Genomic DNA, 18,041 nt, shown 5'->3' on the forward strand with positions numbered 1-18,041 from the left:
GCCCTCGGCTCCAGCCGGAATCATCACAGCCTCGATGACTTCCGCCGTAAGTTACCGGCCGGTTAAGTTAGAGGTATGTCGACCGATCCGTCTCGCACCGCCGTCATCGTCGCCACCGCCCGCTCCCCGATCGGCCGAGCCGGCAAGGGCTCCCTGCGCGACCTGCGGCCGGACGACCTCGCCGCCACCATCGTCCGGGCCGCGCTGGACCAGGTACCCGAACTCGACCCCACCCAGATCGACGACCTCTACCTCGGCTGTGGCCTGCCCGGCGGGGAACAGGGCTTCAACATGGGCCGGGTGGTGGCCACCCTGCTCGGCCTGGACACCCTGCCGGCCGCCACGGTGACCCGCTACTGCGCCTCGTCGCTGCAGACCACCCGGATGGCCTTCCACGCCATCGCCGCCGGCGAGGGGGACGTCTTCGTCTCCGCCGGGGTCGAGTGCGTCTCCCGGTTCGCCCGGGGCAGTTCCGACGGACTGCCCTCCGAGGCCCAGGCACTCGTCGGGGGCGGCTGGCAGAACCCCCGGTTCGCCGCGGCCCAGGCCCGGTCGGCCGCCCGTACCCAGGCCGGGGCCGAGCCCTGGACCGATCCCCGGCTCGACGGGGAACTGCCCGACATCTACCTGACGATGGGTCAGACCGCCGAAAATCTGGCCCAGGTGTACGACGTCACCCGCGCGGACATGGACGAGTTCGGCGTACGCAGCCAGAACCTCGCCGAGCAGGCCATCGCGGCCGGCTTCTGGGCTCGGGAGATCACCCCGGTGACCCTGCCCTCGGGCGAGGTGGTGAGCGCCGACGACGGCCCCCGCGCCGGGGTGACCATGGACGGCGTGGCCGGCCTCAAGCCGGTGTTCCGCCCCGACGGCCGGATCACCGCCGGCAACTGCTGCCCGCTCAACGACGGTGCGGCGGCGGTGGTCGTGATGAGCGAACAGCGCGCCCGCGACCTCGGCATCACCCCGCTGGCCCGGATCGTCTCCACCGGGGTCACCGGACTCTCACCCGAGATCATGGGGCTGGGCCCGGTCGAGGCGTCCCGGCAGGCGCTGAAGCGGGCCGGGATGAGCATCGACGACGTCGACCTGGTGGAGATCAACGAGGCGTTCGCCGCCCAGGTGATCCCCTCCTACCGGGAGTTGGACATCCCGCTGGAGAAGCTCAACGTGATGGGCGGCGCGATCGCCGTCGGACACCCGTTCGGCATGACCGGCGCCCGGATCACCGGGACGCTGATCAACTCGCTGCGGTGGCACGACAAGAGCATCGGGCTGGAGACCATGTGCGTCGGCGGCGGGCAGGGCATGGCCCTGGTCCTCGAACGCCTCAGCTGAGCAGCCAGCAGGTCCCCGAAAGTCTCGGCTGAGCCGCCGGCAGGTCATCGCCGGGCTCGGTCGGGCCGGCAGGTGCTCGCCGTCAGAGGGCGCTGCGGGTGGCGGTGACCTCGGCGGCGGCTTCGGCCAGCACCGGCTCCGGCGGGTCGGCGGCGAGCAGATCGGCGGCGACCACCCGGAGCTGGTCGGGCAGGGCGAGATCGTTGTCGAGCCGGGGCACGGTGCGCCGTGGCTCACCCTCGGCATCGGCGGCCAGGTTCGCGACCTGCTGGACCAGCCGGTGCATCAGGTCGGCCCGGGACACGTTGCCCGTGGTGGCCGTGGCCGCCCACCGTGGCGCCATCCAGTGCGCCACCTGCCCGACCAACAGCTCAACCGCCCGCCCCAACTCCCCCACCCCACTCATCCCCCAAACCTAGCCCCCCACCCCACCCCACCCCGCACCCCACCGCCCACCCGGCGAGCCTCGTTGATCATGAAGTTAGCGACGGTTTTCGACGCCCACAGCGCGCTAACTTCATGATCAACGCCCCGAGGCGGGGAGGGAGACGGCGGACGCCCGCCCCCGGAGGGGGCGGGCGTCCGCCGTGGTGCTGGGGCTGGGGTGGGTCAGTCGTCGCCCTGGAAGTAGCTGATCAGGCGCAGGACCTCGAAGTAGAGCCAGATAAGGCTGACCAGGATGCCGAACGCGGCGGTCCAGGAGTAGCGCTGGGGCAGGCCCAGGCGTACGCCCTCTTCGACCTCGTGGAAGCTCAGGATGAAGCTGAGCGAGGCGACCACGATGCAGATCAGGCTGAAGCCGATCGCCAGCGGTCCGCCGCTGCGCAGGCCGGTGTCGAAACCGAAGAGCGACAGCACCAGGTTGATCAGGATGACCGCGAACAGTCCGACCATCGCCGCGATGACGCCCCGGACGAACTTCGGCGTCGCCCGGATCGCCTTCGCCCGGTAGAGGATCGCCATCAGGAAGAACACCCCGAAGGTGGCGACCACCGCCTGGAGCACGATGCCGTCGTAGAACGACTCGTACGCCTTGCTGACGGCGCCGACGAGGACACCCTCGACCACGGCGTACGTGACCACGAGTGCCGGGTTGGCCATCCGCGAGAAGCTGATCACGAGGCCGAGCACCAGCCCGACCACCAGCGCACCGATCCAGGCCACGCCCATCAGCGCGTCCGGCACCAGCACCCACGCGGCGGTGGCGGCGGCACCCGTGATGGCGAGCAGGGTGACGGTCTTGACGACAACGTCGTCGATGGTCATCGGCTGCACGGTGGGGGGTGCGGCCGGGTAGGCTCCCGCCGTGGTCGGGTACGGCTGCCCGTAGCCGGGCTGCCCGTGCGGGCCGGCCGGGGCGTACCCGGCGGCCCGCTCGCGCTCGGCCGCCTGGCCGAGCCGGGCCAGCACCGGGTTGGAAGTCTTCACTTTCAGGCCTCCCTCAGGGGGTCGATACACGGTGAGACCGTGCCGCGCTCAAGGGTAATGGGTCCCAGCGAACTTTGTGGGATTCAGATACCCAGATGGTATGGCAAACGCTGGTGCCCGGGGCGGGGGTCGAACCCGCATGCCTTGCGGCAGCCGCTTTTAAGGCGGCCGTGTCTGCCTTTCCACCACCCGGGCGGGCGGTTCGGGAGGGCTCATACACCCTCACGCCTGTCACGGTAGCGGGTTCCGACCCACCGGGCGCACCCCGTCGACCGATCGGCACTAGGGTCAAGGCCGTGACCAGCCCCGCCCCCGCAGCGCAGGACACCGAACTTAGCGAGGACACAGCGGACACGACATCCGGCGTACCCCGGTCCCGCCGGGCCCGGTGGCTCGAAGCCATCCGCCCGTACGCACCTGACCTGGGGATCTGCCTTCTCTTCCTGCTGTTGGCCGGATGGTTGACGCACGGCATGTGGCCCGATCCGGGTGCCCGTACGCTCGCGCTCAACCCCGAGGACCAGGTGCTGTACGAGTGGTTCCTGGCCACCGACGCCCGCGCCCTGCTGGGCGACTTCGGTCTGCTCACCGACCGGCTCAACGCCCCCGACGGGGTCAACCTGATGGCCAACACCACGGTCATCGCGCTGGGTGTGTTGTTCGCCCCGATCACCCTCGTGTTCGGGGTGGCCACCACCTTCGCCCTGCTGGTCGCCGGCAACCTGGGGATCACCGCGGTCGCCTGGTACCTGCTCTTCCGCCGGGTCCTCGGCACCCACCGGCTGGCCGCCGCGCTCGGTGGCGGCTTCTGCGGCTTCGCCCCCGGCATGATCTCGCAGACCAACAGCCACCTGCACATGACCGCGCTCTGGCTGGTGCCGGTGATGGTCTGGCTGGTGGTCCGGCTGGTCCGCGCCGCCGACCCGGACGGCCGACCGGACCGCCCCGGACCGGATCGCCGACGGGTGGTCACCTCCGGGGTGGGACTGGCCGCGACGGTCACCGCGCAGGTCTTCGTCGGTGAGGAAGTGCTCTTCCTCACCGCACTCACCTTGATCATCATGACCATCGCGTACGGGGTCACGGACCGGGCACTGCTCCGCCGGGTGCTGCCCGGCTTCGCCACCGGTCTGGCGGTCGCCGTCGGGCTGGCCGGGTTGGCGCTGGCCTACCCGCTCTGGTTCCAGTTCGCCGGGCCGCAGAGCGTGCCGAACGGCATGTTCAGCCCCTACTACTTCTCGGCCGACCTGGCGAGCTGGGTGGCGATCTCGCCGCTGTCGATCGGCGGCAGCAACGAGGCCGCCCGGCTGACCACCGGCCCGGCCGAGTACAACACCTTCCTCGGCTGGCCGCTGCTGCTCGTCACCCTCGCCGCCGTGGTCTGGCTGCTCCGCTACCCGGCCCGGCGCCCGCTGCTGATCGCCGTGACCGTCTCCGGCGTACTGATGGCGGCCCTTTCCCTCGGCCCCGACCTGGTGGTCAACGGCGAGCGGACCAGCGTGCCCGGACCGTACTCGTTGCTGCTCGGCCTGCCGGTGGTGGACGGCGCGCTGCCGATGCGGTTCGCCCTGGCGCTGATCCCACTGGTCGCCACCGTCCTGGTGCTCGCCCTGGACCGGGCGCTGCGCACCGGTACGCGGCTGCCCCGGATCCTGGTGCCGGCCGTGGTCGTCGCCGCCCTGCTGCCGATCTTCCCCGCGCCGCTGCCGACCGCCGCCCGGCCGGCGCTGCCGACCTTCATCACCGGCGAGCACTGGCGCGACTGTGTCCCGCCGGGTGGGGTGATGGTGCCGGTTCCGCTGCCCACCCCGAAGGAGCCGTGGGCGATGCGCTGGGGGGCCGCCGCCAACGCCGAGTTCGGGATGCCGGAGGGCTTCTTCATCGGGCCGTACTCGGCTCGGGGCAAGGCGTCGATGGGCACGTACAAGCAGGCGACCTCCGCCCTGCTGGCCGAGGTCGCCAAGACCGGGGTGGTACCCGAGATCACCGACGAGCACCGCCAGCGGGCCCGACAGGACGTGGAGTTCTGGAACGCCTCCTGCGTGGTCCTGGCCAGCGACGCACCGCACCTGGAGAGCCTGCGGACCGCGCTGGAGGATCTGTTCGGTCCGGGGACCCGGATCGCCGACGCCTGGACCTGGAAGGTCGGCTGAGAGCGGGAGCCGGCCACGACGCCGACGGAAAGGGCCCCGAGTTGTCGCTGCGGCGACGACTCGGGGCCCTCCCTGTCGGATCAGGCGCGGGGGGTGATCCTGGGGGTCGCCTCGACGAACTCCTCGCGGGGGTCGTGGAGCTGGCCCAGGGCGACCACCTCGCGGCGCAGGAAGAAGGCGAGCAGCCAGTCGACCAGAACCCGGATCTTGCGGTTCAGCGACGGGATCCGCCCCAGGTGGTACGCCCGGTGCATGGCCCAGGCCGGCAGGCCGGTCAACTTGATCCCGTACACCTGGGCGACGCCCTTGTGCAGGCCCAGGCTGGCCACGCTGCCCGCGTGCTTGTGCTTGTAGTTCTTCGGCAGGCGGCTGCGGAGGACCGCGCGGATGTTGTCCGCCATCACGACCGCCTGACGGACCGCGTGCTGGGCGCTCGGCGAGCAGAACGTGCCGGGCGGGCCGGTCAGGTCCGGGACCGCCGCGCAGTCCCCGGCGCTCCACGCCCCGTCCAGCACCCGGTCACCGTCGACCACCTGGAGGGTCGGCAGGCAGGTGACCCGGCGCCGCTCGTCACGCGGCAGGTCGGTCTGGTCCAGCACCGGCGACGGCTTCACTCCGGCGGTCCAGACGATGGTGTCGGCCCGGAAGCTGTCCCCGTCGGAGAGCTTGACCACGCCGTCCACGCAGGATTCCAACCGGGTGTCCAGCCGGATGTCCATCTTGCGCTTGAGCAACTGCTGCACGGTGTACGCGCCCATGTCCCGGTCGACCTCCGGCAGGACCCGCAGGGTCGCCTCGACCAGCACCCAGCGCATCTCCTCCGCCGAGATCTCCGGGTAGTACTTCAGCGCGTCCCGGGCCATGTCCTCCATCTCGGCCAACGCCTCGATCCCGGCGTAACCACCGCCGACGAAGACGAAGGTCAGCGCGTTGCGCCGGGTCTCCGGGTCGGTCGTGGCAGCCGCCACGTCGAGCCGGTCCAGGACGTGGTTGCGCAGGTAGATGGCCTCACCGATGGTCTTGAACCCGATGCCCTGCTCACGCAGGCCGGGGATCGGCAGGGTCCGGGACACCGACCCGGGCGCCACGATGATGTGGTCGTACGGGATCTCCCGGGGCGGTCCGATGATCGGCTGCACGGTCGCCGTCTTGCGGGCGTGCTCGATCCGGGTCACCTCACCGGCGACGATCGTGCAGTTCTTCAGTGCGCGCCGCAGCGGCACCACCGCGTGTCGGGGGGAGATGTTGCCCGCCGACGCCTCGGGCAGGAACGGCTGATAGGTCATGTGTGGCTGGGGATCGACCACCATCACCTCGGCCTCCCACGAGCGGAGCTTCTTCGACAACCGCAGGGCCGCGTACAACCCGACGTGCCCAGCGCCAACTACGAGGATCCGTTGTTTCACCCTTCTATCTTTCCCCGGTCTGAGAATTTGTGTGCGGTAGATGCCCTTGTTGTGATGGAGAACGCCACGGTGGGTCGCGCCACCCGCTCCGGATGCGACCCGGGTCACTCCGGCCGGGGACGCCGGAGCAGCCAGCTCAGCAGGAAGGACGCCAGCACCGCCACGGCCATCCCGGCGATCGCGGCGACCACGAAGCTCCCCTGGTCCCACCGCTCGGCCAGTGCGATCAGCAGCACCGCCAGTACGGCGGTGGCGAGCACCACCGCCAATGCGTTCAGCACCCAGCTCGCGAACACCTCGGGGGCCACCGCCGCGTCGTACGGCAGTTGGGCGGCCAGGGCGCAGAGGCTGTGCGTCAGGTAGAGGAACGTCGCCAGCCCGAGCAGCCGCCACAGCGCGACCGGTTCGCCGTAGTAGCTCGTCTGGGCCACCCAGCCGGCAACGGTGGCGAGCGCGGTCAGGGTGGGCCAGGACCGGCCCGGGGCGACCGCCGGCAGCAGCGCCGCGATCAGGATCAGCAGGATGCCCGGACCGCCCAGCATCGGCACCGGGTACGCCAGCACGAACCCGGCCAGCCCGCTGAGGAAGATCGCGCAGCGCAGCAGCAGCGGGGCCAGGGTGGCCCGGACGATCATGGTGTAGACGGACCGGATCCGCTCCGAGATGGCGTTCAACGGATCCACCTTCCGCGTACGGGATCGGTCATCGGCCAACCGCCCTGGGAGCGGAGGCGAGGCGGGCCACGTCCCGCAGCACCAGGTCCAGGCTGCCCGCGCCGGCCCAGGCCACCACCGGTACGCCGTGCTCGCGCAACTGGCCGATGGTGTTCTCCCGGTCCAGCCGCCACAGCCGGTGCGCCACCTCGGTCCACTGCCCGCGCCGGGGCGGGGTGGTCAGCTCGGGCAGGGTGTCCACCGCGACCACGAACCGGCCGGAGCGGGCCAGCCGGGCCAGCATCGCCGCCGAGCGGGGGTCGACCAGCGGGGTGAGCACCACCACCAGCGCGTTCGAGGAGAGCAACTGCGGACCGAAGACCTGCTCGTACAGCTCGTTCTCGGAGTTCGCGGCGGTGACGTCGAGCAGCCACTCCAGCGCGATCAGGTACTGCCGCCGGCCGGTGGCGGGACGGAGCCGGCGGGCGGCGGGGCCGTACTCGAGCAGGGAGACCCTGTCCCCCCGGTGCAGGTAGTGCTCGGCGACGGCGGCGGCGGCCCGGACGGTGGTGTCCAGCACCGAGGCGGTCCCCCGTACGCCGCCGGACTGGCCGACCTCGGCGAGCACGTCGAGCAGGAGCACCACCTCGGCGTCCCGGTCGGAGAGGGTGGCCGCCACGTGCAGTTGCCGGGCCCGCAGGGACACCCGCCAGTCGATCCGGCGCAACCGGTCACCGGGGCCGAAGATCCGTACGCCGGCCAGCTCGCCGCCCTCGCCGGGCCGGCGGGAGCGGTGCCCGCCAACCAGGCCGGCGGCCCGGGGCATGGCCTCGTCGGCATCGAACGGCTCGGTCTTCGGGTAGATCCGGACCGACTCCGGGTCGATCAGCACCGGCCGGCTGGCCAGCAGTCCGGCGCAGGCAACCGCCCGGACACCGGCCGGACCGAGCGGGTGCCGACCCCAGCGCAGGGCCTCCCCGCGCAGGTCCAGGTCGACCGCCTCGCCGGGTGACACGCCCAGGGCGAGCGGCCGGTCGACCCCGCCCGGTCCGGCGAAGCCGATCTCGGTGAGCTTGAGCCAGGGCGAGACCCGGGTCCGGACCACGGCCAGGTCGTAACCGGCGAGGTCCGGGTTGCCGATCGTCACCGCCCCGGTGATGTCACTCCCCTCGACCAGTGCCCCGTCCTCGGCCGAGATCGCGATCCGGGGCGCCTCGGTCGGCCGGCGGCGCAGCGCGTACGCGGTCCCGAGCGCGAACGGCGCGGCCAGCACGACCAGGTCGACCCGGCCGAAGAGCACCCCGGCCAGCAGAAGTACGCCGGTGAGCAGCACCGCCCGGCCGAGCGCCCGGGTCGGCGTCCACCACTGCGGTACGGGCTCCACGCGCTCCGCCTGCTCCTGCGCGCCCACCGCCGGGCGGCGACGCGGCTGCGGTACGGCGGCCCGCAGTGGCCCGGGGCTGCTGGTCATACCGCGCGTGCTCCGGCGGCGTAACTGGGCAGGGCGCCGCTGGCCGGAGCCGGGGTCCGGTCGAGCACCTCGTGGACGACGAAGGACGGGTCGACCCGGCGCAGCCACATCTCCGGACGCAGGGTGATCCGGTGCGCCAGCGCGGGCGCCGCCACCTCCTTGACGTCCTCCGGGACGACGTAGTCGCGGCCGGCGAGGGCTGCCTTCGCCCGAGCCAGGAGCAGCAACGCGAGCGATCCTCGGGGCGAGGCCCCGACCAGCACCGACGCGTGCTCCCGGGTCGCCGCGGTGAGCTCGACGATGTAGCGGCCGACGGAGTCCTCCACCACCACGTCCTCCAGGGCGGCCTGCATCTCGCGCAGCCGGGCGGCGTTGACCACCGGGGCCAACTCCGCCTCCTCCTGGCGGCGGGACATCCGGCGGCGGAGCACCTCCCCCTCCTCCTCGCGGGTCGGGTAGCCGAACGAGACCCGCAGCAGGAACCGGTCGAGCTGCGCCTCCGGCAGCGGGTAGGTGCCCTCGTACTCGATCGGGTTGGCGGTGGCCAGCACGTGGAACGGCGGGTCGAGCCGGTACGTGACGCCCTCGACCGAGACCTGCTTCTCCTGCATCGCCTCCAGCAGCGCCGACTGGGTCTTCGGCGGGGTCCGGTTGATCTCGTCGGCGAGCAGCAGGTTGGTGAAGATCGGTCCGGCCCGGAAGGTGAAGTCGGCGCTGCGCTGGTCGTAGAGGAACGAGCCGGTGACGTCCGCGGGAAGCAGGTCGGGGGTGAACTGCAACCGGCGGAAGTCCAGCCCGAGCGCCTGCGCGAACGACCGGGCGGTCAGCGTCTTGCCCAGCCCCGGCAGGTCCTCCAGCAGTACGTGGCCGCCGGCCAGGATGCCGGCCAGGACGAGTTCGAGCGAGTCCCGCTTGCCGACCACGACGGTGCAGACCTGGTCCAGCACCGCCCGGGCCAGTCGGGCCACCTCGAAGATGGGCGTCGTCTGGACCTGGTCCGCGTCGTTCATAGCTTCTCCAATTGAGCGACGATCACCGCGAGGTCACGCGGCGGAGGCGTCCGCTTCGGGGGGCTGTCGAGGAATTTCCACACCTGCTCGCCGAGCAGGGCACGGGCTCGCGCGGGGTCGCTGGCCCGGGTCACTCCGTGCCGCTGGCGCAGCCGCTCGTCGACCAGCTCACCGAGGCTCGGGTGCACGCCCTTGGCGTACCGGCCGGGCTCGGCGTGGGACCAGACCAGCTTGTTCTCCCACCGGTCGACCACGCCGCGCAGCCCGTCGAGGGCACCGAAGTTGTACATGCCGTCGTCGGCGGCGGACGAGCGCATCGGCTGGACCGTACGGTGGGCCGGTGCCTTCACCCGGGCGGTGGCCCGGCGCAGCAGCAGCAGGGCCAGCCAGGCGGCGAAGACCGCCGGTACGGAGATCCCGAGCGCGAACATGCGGAGTCCGACCACGGTCACGGCGGTGAACCCGGCCGCGATCAGCACCGGCCAGATCCACGGGCCGATCCGGCGTCGCCGGCCGGGCGGCTCCTCCGGTTCCTCCCGGAGTCGGATCAGCTCGTCGCTGCCCAGCAGGTCGTCGATGCTGGCGGTACGTTCGGTCACGACGTCACCCCCGCGGTCAGTTCGGTACGCAGCCGCTGCAACGCCGACCGGGCCTGTGCCCGCATCTGCTCGTCCACGCTGTGGGTGGCGTACCTGGCCTCCCGGTAGACGTGGGCGAACGCGGCCAGCACCTCGGCGCTGACCACGCCGGTGCCGTCGCGCAGCAGCCGGGTCACCAGGTCGGTCGGGGTGTCACCGACCCGTCGGGGCATGCCGGCGGCGGCCGCCGCCTGCTCCAGCCGCACCCAGCAGGCGATCACCGCGCGACGCGGGTCGGTGTCGGAGTCGGAGAGGTCGACCAGTCCGGCGTCGAGGGCGGCGACCACCGCCTCAGCGGTCTGCTCGGCCGAGGCCTGGGCGGCGGCCGGCATGTTCGCGCGCCGCCGTCGGGCCAGGTCCCGGAGCAGTCGCCGCGCCAGCACGACGAGCAGCGCCACCAGTGCGATTGCGGCCAGGCCGATCGCACCGTTGATCAGCCAGGCGGGCACCGTGAACGGGGCGGCCGGGGCCAGCTCCAGCGGGGGTTGCGTCGTCGGGGGTCGTGTGTCCGGGGCGACCTCCAGCGGCGGCGGGGTCCGCTCGGTCTGCTCCAACCGGTCGATCCGCAGCGATGACTGGGCGGTCGACAGCGCGGCGAGGGCGAGCAGCAGCGCCACCGCCGCGAGCGGCCACCATCTGCGCAGAGCGGAACTGGCCATCCCGCTTACCGCCCCCGAACTGTCGCCGATGTCTCAGTCCAACCCGGCCAGACCCTTGGCCCGGGTGAATATCTCGTCCAGCATCGCTGGTGTCAACCGTCCGGTGAAGGTGTTTTGCTGGCTGACGTGGTAGCAGCCGAGCAAGTCCGGAGCGGTTCCGTCGGACCAGTGTGCCCCATGCCCGAAGCGGGGACGAGGACTGGGCGGGCGGACGCCGTACACCTGGCTGAGCACCGGCCACCACGCGGCCCAGGCGAAGGCGCCCAGGGCGACCACGACGCGCAGCGTGGGTCTGATCAACTGCACCTCGCGGTGCAGCCAGGGCGCGCAGGTGTCCCGTTCGACCGGGGTGGGTTTGTTGTCCGGGGGTGCGCACCGGACCGCGGCGAAGATCCGGGTGTGCCGCAGGGTCAGCCCGTCGTCGGCCGCGACGCTGGTCGGCTGGTTGGCCAGCCCGGCCCGGTGCATCGCGGCGAAGAGCACGTCCCCGGACCGGTCCCCGGTGAAGACCCGACCGGTGCGGTTGCCGCCGTGTGCGGCCGGGGCGAGGCCGAGGATGGCGATCCGGGCGTCGGCGGGACCGAAGCCGGGCACCGGTCGGCCCCAGTACTCCTGGTCCCGGAACGCCGCCCGGCGGACCAGGGCCACCTCCTCCCGCCAGGCGACCAGGCGGGAGCAGGCAAAACAGTCGGCGACCGCGCCGTCGAGGTCGGGCAGGTCGCCCGCCCGCTGTGCGCGGGCGAGGACCTGTTCGGCGGTACGGGTCTCAGCCAAGCCGGCTCCGGAAAAATTCGAGCGTACGGGCCCAGGCGCTGGCTGCCGCCTGCCGGTCGAAGACCTCGGGCCGGTCGTCGTTGAAGAACGCGTGCCGGGTGCCGGGGTAGTCGTGCAGGGAGCACTCGCCACCGGCCGCCTTGATCGCCCGCTGGGCGGCCTGTACGCCTTCGTCGGCCGACGTGCCGTCCTCTTCGGAGCAGTGGATGACGGCTGCCTTGCCGGTGTAGTCGGACCATTCCGGGCGCATCCGCTCCCAGGGCAGCGCGGGGTAGAACCCGACGGTCGCGACGATCCGCGGGGAGAGCGTCGCGGACCACAGGGCGAGGCTGCCGCCCGCGCAGAAGCCGACCGCGCCCACCTGGCCGGTCGCCTCCGGCCGGTCGGCGAGGTAGTCGGCGGCCCCGGCGATGTCCCGGCCGGCCTGGTCCATCGCCAGGCCCATCAGCAACCGCTGGGCCTGGTCCGGCTCGCTGGTCGAGGCGCCGTGGTAAAGGTCGGGCGCGAGCGCGACGAAGCCGGCCTCGGCGAACCGGTCGGCAACGGCGGTGATGTGTGGGACCAGTCCCCACCACTCCTGGATCACGATGACAGCCGGCCCGGCCGCACCGCTGGTGGGTAGGGCCAGGTATCCCTCGCTGGTGCCACCGTTACTCCGGTAGCTCACCTTTTCGCCCATCAGCCGGCCTCCTGTCGGTCAGTCATCATTGGCTGGTCGCACAGTTATCGCTCAGTTGTGTGCGGGTAGCCTGCCATGCCCGACCGTCACCGGGGAAGACGGCGTGGCGTACGCCTCCCGTATTGGTAGGCGTACACCCCGCCGTCCGTCCGCTCAGGCCTTCTTCGGCTTGAGGCAGAGCACGTACCCGGTGCCACCGGTGGGGATGGCGTAGTAGATGGAGTACTCCTCGCCTTCGGCGGCGTACTGGTCGCACTCGGTGGTGTTCGCCGCCTGCTCCTGGGTCTGGTTCTCGACCCGGCCGACGACGTTGTAGGCGGCCTCGGTCGAGGTGCACTCGACCACCTTGGCGTTCGGGGCCTCCTTCTCCTCACCCTCGGCCACCTCGGGCAGCGAGGCGAGGCAGTCGCCGACCTTCGCCTCGGCCGCCTTGTCCTCGCCGCCGAGCACGGCGCCGGCACCGAACTTCACCGCGACCGCGATCACGATGACCGCCAGCACGCTGACGATCTTCTTGATCGGGCTCTTCTTCTTGACCGGCTCCGCGGGAACCGGCACGGGCGCACCCGGGTCGCCGGCCGCGGCCGGGAACGGCGCGGGTGCGCCGGGGTCGACCGGTGGCGGCACCGACGCTCCCGGCGGGGGCGATGCCGGGGATGCGGGCGGCGGGGGTGCCTGGTCCGTCACTGACTTTCCTTCCGAGATGGGGGTAACTCGATCCGCACTCAATGATCAAGTGCGGGGGACACGGTATACAGCGCCCCCGACGTCCCGCTGCCCGGTTCCCTCCACCTTTCAGCCCGATGTTGCCGACCGCCCGACCGGAAAAGGGTCCGGGCCCTGCCGACGCACCGTCGACAGGGCCCGGACCGGCGGATCCAGGTGCGCTCTGATCAGCCCGTCGTGGCGCTCGGGCCGATGGGCGGGGCAGTTCCGGTGGGTGTCGGTGTCGGCGTGCCCGTCGCGGTGGGGGACGGAGCCTCGGACGGTGTCGGCGTACCCGTGGGGGTGGGTGCCGGGGTGGTGGCGGACGGGACCGGTCCGGTCGAGAAACGGAACGGGGCACCCTCCGGGCAGTACGGGTACGGCTGGCGCAGCGGGTCGGGTACGGCCTCCCCCGGCTCGACGTAGGACTGCGCCAAGTCGCCGCACCACGGGTGTCCCAGTCGGATCGGTCGACCGTCCTGGTCGAACAGTCGTACGCCCTCGACCAGCCGCCCCTGCCGGTCGTAGACGTAGACGTCCTGCACCCCGGAGTACGGGTCCTCGTTGTAGGACGGTGCGTAGTAGTTGGTCTGCTGTCCGCGCTGGTCGACGTCGGCGAGACCGATCACACCGAACAGCACCAGGGCCACCGTGCCGAGGCTCATCAGGTGCCGCCGCCAGCCCCGCAGCGGGGCGGCACGGCGGCCGAACCAGATAGACCCGACCACGCAGAGGCCGAGCAGCAGTACGGCGGCGAGGGTATTGCCGCCGAGCCGGGGCAGCAGCCCGAAATCCTGGCCGTTGAGCATGACCGTGACGAGCATCGCCACCAGGTAGCCGCGGAGCACCCACCAGGCTGGACGGAGCAGCCGGAGGAACTCGCTGGCTTTGGCGTACCCGATCACGGGTCCGACCCGGCCGTCGAGAACCCGCAGCCGGCCACGGAGCTGCTGGACGGCGGTGGCGACCCGTCTGTCCAGGTCCGGTGACGGCTCCGGCGCCCGCAGCCCGGCCGCAGCACGCAACTCGGCCGCGTACGCCTCGGGCGTGCCGAGCCGGTCGACGAGCGCCCCGGTGCCGTCGGCGGCCACCTCGGCGAGGTGCTCGGGCAGGTCTTCGAGCAACTCGTCCCGGTCCTCGGGGGACAGGTCGGACAGGGCCCGCCGGACCCGTTCCACGTAGTCCGCGATCTCCCGCTCGGTCATGCCTTCCTCGCTTCGCTGGGTGGCGCCCTCCCCGTTGCGCGCGGTCATGCCGTACGCCCCCGTTCGTCGAGGAGCTGGTCCATGGTGGATGCGAAGGCCCGCCACACCTTGCCGGACCGGTCGAGCTGGTCGCGGCCGGCCGCGTTGAGGGCGTAGTACTTGCGATGGGGTCCCGACTCGCTGGGCACCACGTAGGTGGTCAGCAGTCCGGCCTGGAACAGCCGGCGCAGGGTGCCGTAGACCGACGCGTCCCCGATCTCGTCCAGACCGGCGGTACGCAGACGACGCATGATGTCGTAGCCGTAGCCGTCCTCTTCCTTCAGGACGGCCAGGACCGCGAGATCCAGCACGCCTTTGAGCAGCTGGGTAGTGTCCACGCGATGGAGAGTAGTGTGCATTGCGAGATACCGTCAAGAGCGTTGTAGTCCCGGTCCTCGGACCGCGCGAACGCGACCGCAGCCCTTACCCTGGCCTGGATGACCCGTACCCGAAAGGCCAATGCCGCGTAGGCGTCCCTCGGCGGTGCGCGCCGGCAACGTGCGCCATCTCCGCCACCTGACCACTACCGCACCCGTTCCCGGCCTCTCGCCGGCCGCGTTGGCACAGTTGGCCCACATCGAGCGGACAAAACTCCGGGGCCATTCGGTGGCCGGCGCCCTCTGGCTGTGTCAACAGTTCGTCAAGCAACCCAGTCGGGTGCTCTACCTACCCATGGACGAAGACTCTTGCGTGTGCCACGGCCTTCCCGTCGCCCGCGCACTGTTGGACGAGGCACTCGCCGCGCTGCCCGAATGGGCCGGACGCAAACTCCGGCAGGCGGTGGAACGGTTCGACCAGGAATTCCTCGACCGGACCCTGCCCGAACCAAACGCCGCCAGTCATCGGCCGCACTGGACCGAGCGGCGCTACGAGGACTGGAGCGCCCAGGAGTGGTGGTCTCCACCCTCCCGGTCGACACACGCCTCCGGTCGGCGCCGCCACAAGCAGTATCGGCAAAACCGCGTACATCGTCTTTGATGTGCGCACAAAGACGATGTACGCGGAAACGGCGTTCAGGCCGCCCGCAGCCAGGTGGCGTCCGCCCGACTCAACAAACCCGACAACACGGGTACGAGAGCACGCGACTGCGCGAGGTCGATCGGCCAGGCTCCAGATGGGCAAGGTGTGGCGGAAGACCGACGTCGAGGCATGGATCCGTAAGCATCGGCCGGAGCTGGTCGAAGGCTGAGACCGCTGTCTGGTCGTCAACTCGGGTCGGCGAGCGACCAGGCGATGCCGTCGAGGATGTCGTGCTCGCTGGCCACGACCGAGGGCATGCCGGCCCGCTCCATGATCACCCGCAGGACCAGCGCACCCGCGCCGATCACGTCCGCCCGGCCGGGGTGCATCACCGGGTACTCCATCCGCTGGGCCGACGACCGGGACAACAGGTCCGCGGTCACCTTCGCCACCTCGTCGTACGAGACGCGTGCGTGATGGATCCGCTCCGGCTGGTACGAGTCGAGCCCGAGCGCGATCGCCACCACCGTGGTCACCGAACCGGCCAGGCCGATCAGGGTGGCAGCCTCCCGACCCGGCACCACGGACAACGCCCGGTCCACCGCGGCGGCGATGTCCGCCTCGGCCGCGGCGATCTGCTCGGGCGTCGGCGGGTCGTCGTGCAGGTGCCGCTCGGTCATCCGGACACAGCCGATGTCGACCGAGATCGCCGCCCGGACCCGCTCCCCCGCATCCCGATCGCCGACCACGAACTCGGTGGAGCCGCCGCCGATGTCCACCACCAGGAACGGGGAACGGGCGTCGGCGGGAAGTCCGCGTACGGCGCCGGTGAACGAGAGCCGGGCCTCCTCGTCGCCGGTGACCACCTCCGGCGCCACGCCGAGAGTGTCGCGCACCATCGCCCGGAACTCGTCGGCGTTGCTGGCGTCGCGGGAGGCGGAGGTGGCGCACATCCGTACCCGGTTCGCGCCCAGGTCAGCGATTTCGGCCGCGTAGCCGGCCAGCGCCACCCGGGTACGTTCGATCGCCTCCGGGGCGAGCCGACCGGTTCGGTCCACGCCCTGACCCAACCGGACGATCTCCATCCGGCGGCTCACGTCCACCAGCGGCGCGGTCGGGTCGGCCGCCGGATCCGGCAGGTCGGCCACGAGCAGCCGAATGGAGTTGGTGCCGCAGTCGATCCCCGCCACTCTGGTCGTCACGGCAGTCACCCTACGTCAGAGGCGGAGCAGCATCCGTACGTTGCCCAGGGTGTTCGGTTTGACCCGCTCCAGCCCGAGGAACTCCGCCACACCCTCGTCGTACGAGCGCAGCAACTGCTCGTACACGGTCTGCGGGACCGGCGCGCCGTCGATCTCGACAAAGCCGAAGGAGCCGAAGAACCCGGTCTCGAAGGTCAGGCAGAACACCCGGGTGACGCCCAGTTCCCGTGCCGCCCCCAGCAGCTCCGCGACGATCTGGTGGCCGATCTTCCGTCCCCGGCAGTCGGGGTGGACCGCCACCGTACGGATCTCGGCCAGGTCCTCCCACATGACGTGCAGCGCCCCGCACCCGAGGACCGCACCGTCGGCGGGTCGGACCGCCACCCAGAACTCCTGGACGTGCTCGTACAGGGTGACCGTGGCCTTGCTGAGCAACCGCCCACCGGGGCTGTACGTGTCGATCAGCTCGCGGATGCCGCGTACGTCCGCGGTCCGCGCCCGCCGGACGACAAGATCCGTGCTCAAGGCAGGTCCACGCACGAACCCCCGAGCCACCAGGGCTCGATCAGTTCGAGCGTCTCGTCACCGAACGGGTTGACGCCGGGGCCGGTGGCCAGGGCGTGACCGAGGTGCACGTGCAGGCACTTCACCCGACCCGGCATGCCACCGGCGGAGATGCCGGCGATCTCCGGCACCTCGCCGATCGCGTCCCGGCGGCTCAGGTAGTCCTCGTGCGCGGCCAGGTACTGCGCGGCCAACTCCGGATCCTCGGCCAGCCGGTCGGCCATCTCCTTCATCACCCCGGCCGACTCCAGCCGGCTGCACGCGCCGACCGCGCGCGGGCAGGTCAGGTAGAACAGGGTCGGGAACGGGGTGCCGTCGGCGAGCCGTGGGGTCGTCTCCACCACGTCGGGGCGACCGCACGGGCAGCGGTGTGCGACCGCACGGGTGCCGCGCGGCGTACGGCCGAGTTGTGCGCCGACCGCGGCCAGATCTTCTTCGGTGGCCGGTTCGCGCGCAGGTGGGGGAACCAGACCGGCCGCCGGCCGCTCGGGGGGTACGACGGTCAACGTGCGGGACCTTCCTCGTTGGCGGCCTGGACACTGGACCAGAGCATGTCGTACCAGGGTTCAGCCGGTTTCTGTGCCGGCTGGGCGGTGGTGCCGGCGTCCCGGGCGGCGCCCTCGGGGTCGGTGAGGATCACCAACAGCTGCTCGCCGGGCCGGACCATGTAGAAGCGCTCCTTGGCCTTCGTGGTGATGAAGGCCGGGTCCTGCCAGAGTTTCGCCTCTTCCGACAGCTCACCGATGTGCTCCCGCTGGGCCTGCTGCTCCGCTTCCATCCGGGCGATGTCCGCCTGCTGCCCGAGGTAGACCCGGACCGGGTAGGTGTACGCGAGCGCGAGGGCGACGAACACCGCGAACAGCGCGGTCGCCCGGCCGGTGAAACGGCGGGGCTGCGGGGCGGAGGTGCGCTTGGTCGCCCCCGCGGCGGCGGCGCGTCGCGCCGCCGCCGGACGGGTGGCCGACCGTGGGGAGTCCGTCCCCCGAGGGGTACGGGTGGAGATTCCGCGCGACTCCAGCCGGGCCGTTGACTCCCGGCCCGTGCCACGGGTACCGCCGCCACGACCGGGTTGCCCCGGCCGTCGGGCGGGCCGCTGGCCGCTGGGTATGCGACGAGTCGTCACCCTGACGCACCCCCTCCCCGAGGCCGATTCGGAA

General features: G+C 71.6%; 20 protein-coding genes and 1 tRNA gene. 3 read left to right on the top strand and 18 right to left on the bottom strand.

Annotation, left to right across the window (positions count from 1 at the left end):
* Positions 1-75 precede the first annotated feature (75 nt).
* Positions 76-1,338, top strand: coding sequence for an acetyl-CoA C-acetyltransferase (locus OIE47_RS08380; protein WP_326560937.1), 1,263 nt, complete (start codon positions 76-78; stop codon positions 1,336-1,338).
* 82 nt (positions 1,339-1,420) lie between these two features.
* Here OIE47_RS08380 and OIE47_RS08385 read toward each other — a convergent pair whose 3' ends face one another.
* The 3 genes from OIE47_RS08385 to OIE47_RS08395 all read right to left on the bottom strand — a co-directional run bounded on the left by OIE47_RS08385 (position 1,421) and on the right by OIE47_RS08395 (position 2,961).
* Positions 1,421-1,744 (bottom strand): hypothetical protein, encoded by a 324-nt coding sequence (locus OIE47_RS08385; protein WP_326560938.1) that lies wholly within the window; start codon positions 1,742-1,744, stop codon positions 1,421-1,423.
* A gap of 203 nt (positions 1,745-1,947) precedes the next feature.
* Positions 1,948-2,766, bottom strand: a complete 819-nt coding sequence (locus tag OIE47_RS08390; RefSeq protein ID WP_326560939.1) for a Bax inhibitor-1/YccA family protein — start codon at positions 2,764-2,766, stop codon at positions 1,948-1,950.
* Positions 2,767-2,877: 111 nt separating this feature from the next.
* Positions 2,878-2,961: transfer RNA gene (locus tag OIE47_RS08395), tRNA-Leu, on the bottom strand.
* 101 nt (positions 2,962-3,062) lie between these two features.
* On the opposite strand from OIE47_RS08395, the gene OIE47_RS08400 reads away from it, so the two are divergent.
* Entirely contained in the window at positions 3,063-4,919 is a 1,857-nt protein-coding gene (locus OIE47_RS08400) for a hypothetical protein (protein ID WP_326560940.1), read from the top strand.
* Between the two features lie 80 nt (positions 4,920-4,999).
* Here the strand turns inward: OIE47_RS08400 and OIE47_RS08405 are convergent, their stop codons facing one another.
* The 11 genes from OIE47_RS08405 to OIE47_RS08455 form a co-directional block, all read right to left on the bottom strand.
* Complete coding sequence (locus OIE47_RS08405) at positions 5,000-6,325, bottom strand: NAD(P)/FAD-dependent oxidoreductase (RefSeq protein WP_326560941.1); 1,326 nt, start codon at positions 6,323-6,325, stop codon at positions 5,000-5,002.
* 104 nt (positions 6,326-6,429) lie between these two features.
* Positions 6,430-6,999, bottom strand: coding sequence for a hypothetical protein (locus OIE47_RS08410; protein ID WP_442792063.1), 570 nt, complete (start codon positions 6,997-6,999; stop codon positions 6,430-6,432).
* Positions 7,000-7,027: 28 nt separating this feature from the next.
* A complete protein-coding gene (locus OIE47_RS08415) occupies positions 7,028-8,449 on the bottom strand; it encodes a DUF58 domain-containing protein (protein ID WP_326560942.1) in 1,422 nt (473 codons plus the stop codon).
* On the bottom strand, positions 8,446-9,459 hold the full coding sequence (locus OIE47_RS08420; protein WP_326560943.1) for an AAA family ATPase: 1,014 nt from the start codon (positions 9,457-9,459) through the stop codon (positions 8,446-8,448). The genes OIE47_RS08415 and OIE47_RS08420 overlap by 4 nt, the downstream gene beginning before the upstream one ends.
* Positions 9,456-10,058, bottom strand: a complete 603-nt coding sequence (locus tag OIE47_RS08425) for a hypothetical protein (protein WP_326560944.1) — start codon at positions 10,056-10,058, stop codon at positions 9,456-9,458. The genes OIE47_RS08420 and OIE47_RS08425 overlap by 4 nt, the downstream gene beginning before the upstream one ends.
* A complete protein-coding gene (locus tag OIE47_RS08430; protein ID WP_326560945.1) occupies positions 10,055-10,756 on the bottom strand; it encodes a DUF4129 domain-containing protein in 702 nt (233 codons plus the stop codon). Before OIE47_RS08430 ends, OIE47_RS08425 begins: the two co-directional genes overlap by 4 nt.
* Before the next feature lie 33 nt (positions 10,757-10,789).
* On the bottom strand, positions 10,790-11,530 hold the full coding sequence (locus OIE47_RS08435; RefSeq protein ID WP_326560946.1) for a uracil-DNA glycosylase: 741 nt from the start codon (positions 11,528-11,530) through the stop codon (positions 10,790-10,792).
* Complete coding sequence (locus OIE47_RS08440; RefSeq protein ID WP_326560947.1) at positions 11,523-12,209, bottom strand: dienelactone hydrolase family protein; 687 nt, start codon at positions 12,207-12,209, stop codon at positions 11,523-11,525. Before OIE47_RS08440 ends, OIE47_RS08435 begins: the two co-directional genes overlap by 8 nt.
* Before the next feature lie 153 nt (positions 12,210-12,362).
* A complete protein-coding gene (locus OIE47_RS08445; protein WP_326560948.1) occupies positions 12,363-12,767 on the bottom strand; it encodes an LppU/SCO3897 family protein in 405 nt (134 codons plus the stop codon).
* Between the two features lie 335 nt (positions 12,768-13,102).
* A complete protein-coding gene (locus OIE47_RS08450) occupies positions 13,103-14,167 on the bottom strand; it encodes an HAAS signaling domain-containing protein (protein WP_326560949.1) in 1,065 nt (354 codons plus the stop codon).
* On the bottom strand, positions 14,164-14,496 hold the full coding sequence (locus OIE47_RS08455; RefSeq protein ID WP_326560950.1) for a PadR family transcriptional regulator: 333 nt from the start codon (positions 14,494-14,496) through the stop codon (positions 14,164-14,166). Before OIE47_RS08455 ends, OIE47_RS08450 begins: the two co-directional genes overlap by 4 nt.
* 145 nt (positions 14,497-14,641) lie before the next feature.
* Here OIE47_RS08455 and OIE47_RS08460 point away from each other — a divergent pair, with 145 nt between their 5' ends.
* Positions 14,642-15,136: a hypothetical protein gene (locus OIE47_RS08460; protein WP_326560951.1), complete on the top strand. Its 495-nt coding sequence runs from the start codon at positions 14,642-14,644 to the stop codon at positions 15,134-15,136.
* A gap of 227 nt (positions 15,137-15,363) precedes the next feature.
* Here OIE47_RS08460 and OIE47_RS08465 read toward each other — a convergent pair whose 3' ends face one another.
* The 4 genes from OIE47_RS08465 to OIE47_RS08480 are packed head-to-tail and all read right to left on the bottom strand — an operon-like array spanning position 15,364 to position 18,007.
* The gene (locus tag OIE47_RS08465) at positions 15,364-16,308 is read right to left on the bottom strand and encodes a Ppx/GppA phosphatase family protein (RefSeq protein ID WP_326563025.1); all 945 of its coding nucleotides are present in this window, start codon (positions 16,306-16,308) and stop codon (positions 15,364-15,366) included.
* Positions 16,309-16,335: 27 nt separating this feature from the next.
* Positions 16,336-16,845, bottom strand: coding sequence for an amino-acid N-acetyltransferase (locus OIE47_RS08470; RefSeq protein WP_326560952.1), 510 nt, complete (start codon positions 16,843-16,845; stop codon positions 16,336-16,338).
* On the bottom strand, positions 16,842-17,390 hold the full coding sequence (locus tag OIE47_RS08475; RefSeq protein WP_326560953.1) for a DUF501 domain-containing protein: 549 nt from the start codon (positions 17,388-17,390) through the stop codon (positions 16,842-16,844). Before OIE47_RS08475 ends, OIE47_RS08470 begins: the two co-directional genes overlap by 4 nt.
* On the bottom strand, positions 17,387-18,007 hold the full coding sequence (locus tag OIE47_RS08480) for an FtsB family cell division protein (RefSeq protein ID WP_326560954.1): 621 nt from the start codon (positions 18,005-18,007) through the stop codon (positions 17,387-17,389). Before OIE47_RS08480 ends, OIE47_RS08475 begins: the two co-directional genes overlap by 4 nt.
* Between the last annotated feature and the right edge of the window lie 34 nt (positions 18,008-18,041).

The sequence above is a fragment of the Micromonospora sp. NBC_01796 genome, assembly GCF_035917455.1.
GTDB lineage: Bacteria > Actinomycetota > Actinomycetes > Mycobacteriales > Micromonosporaceae > Micromonospora_G.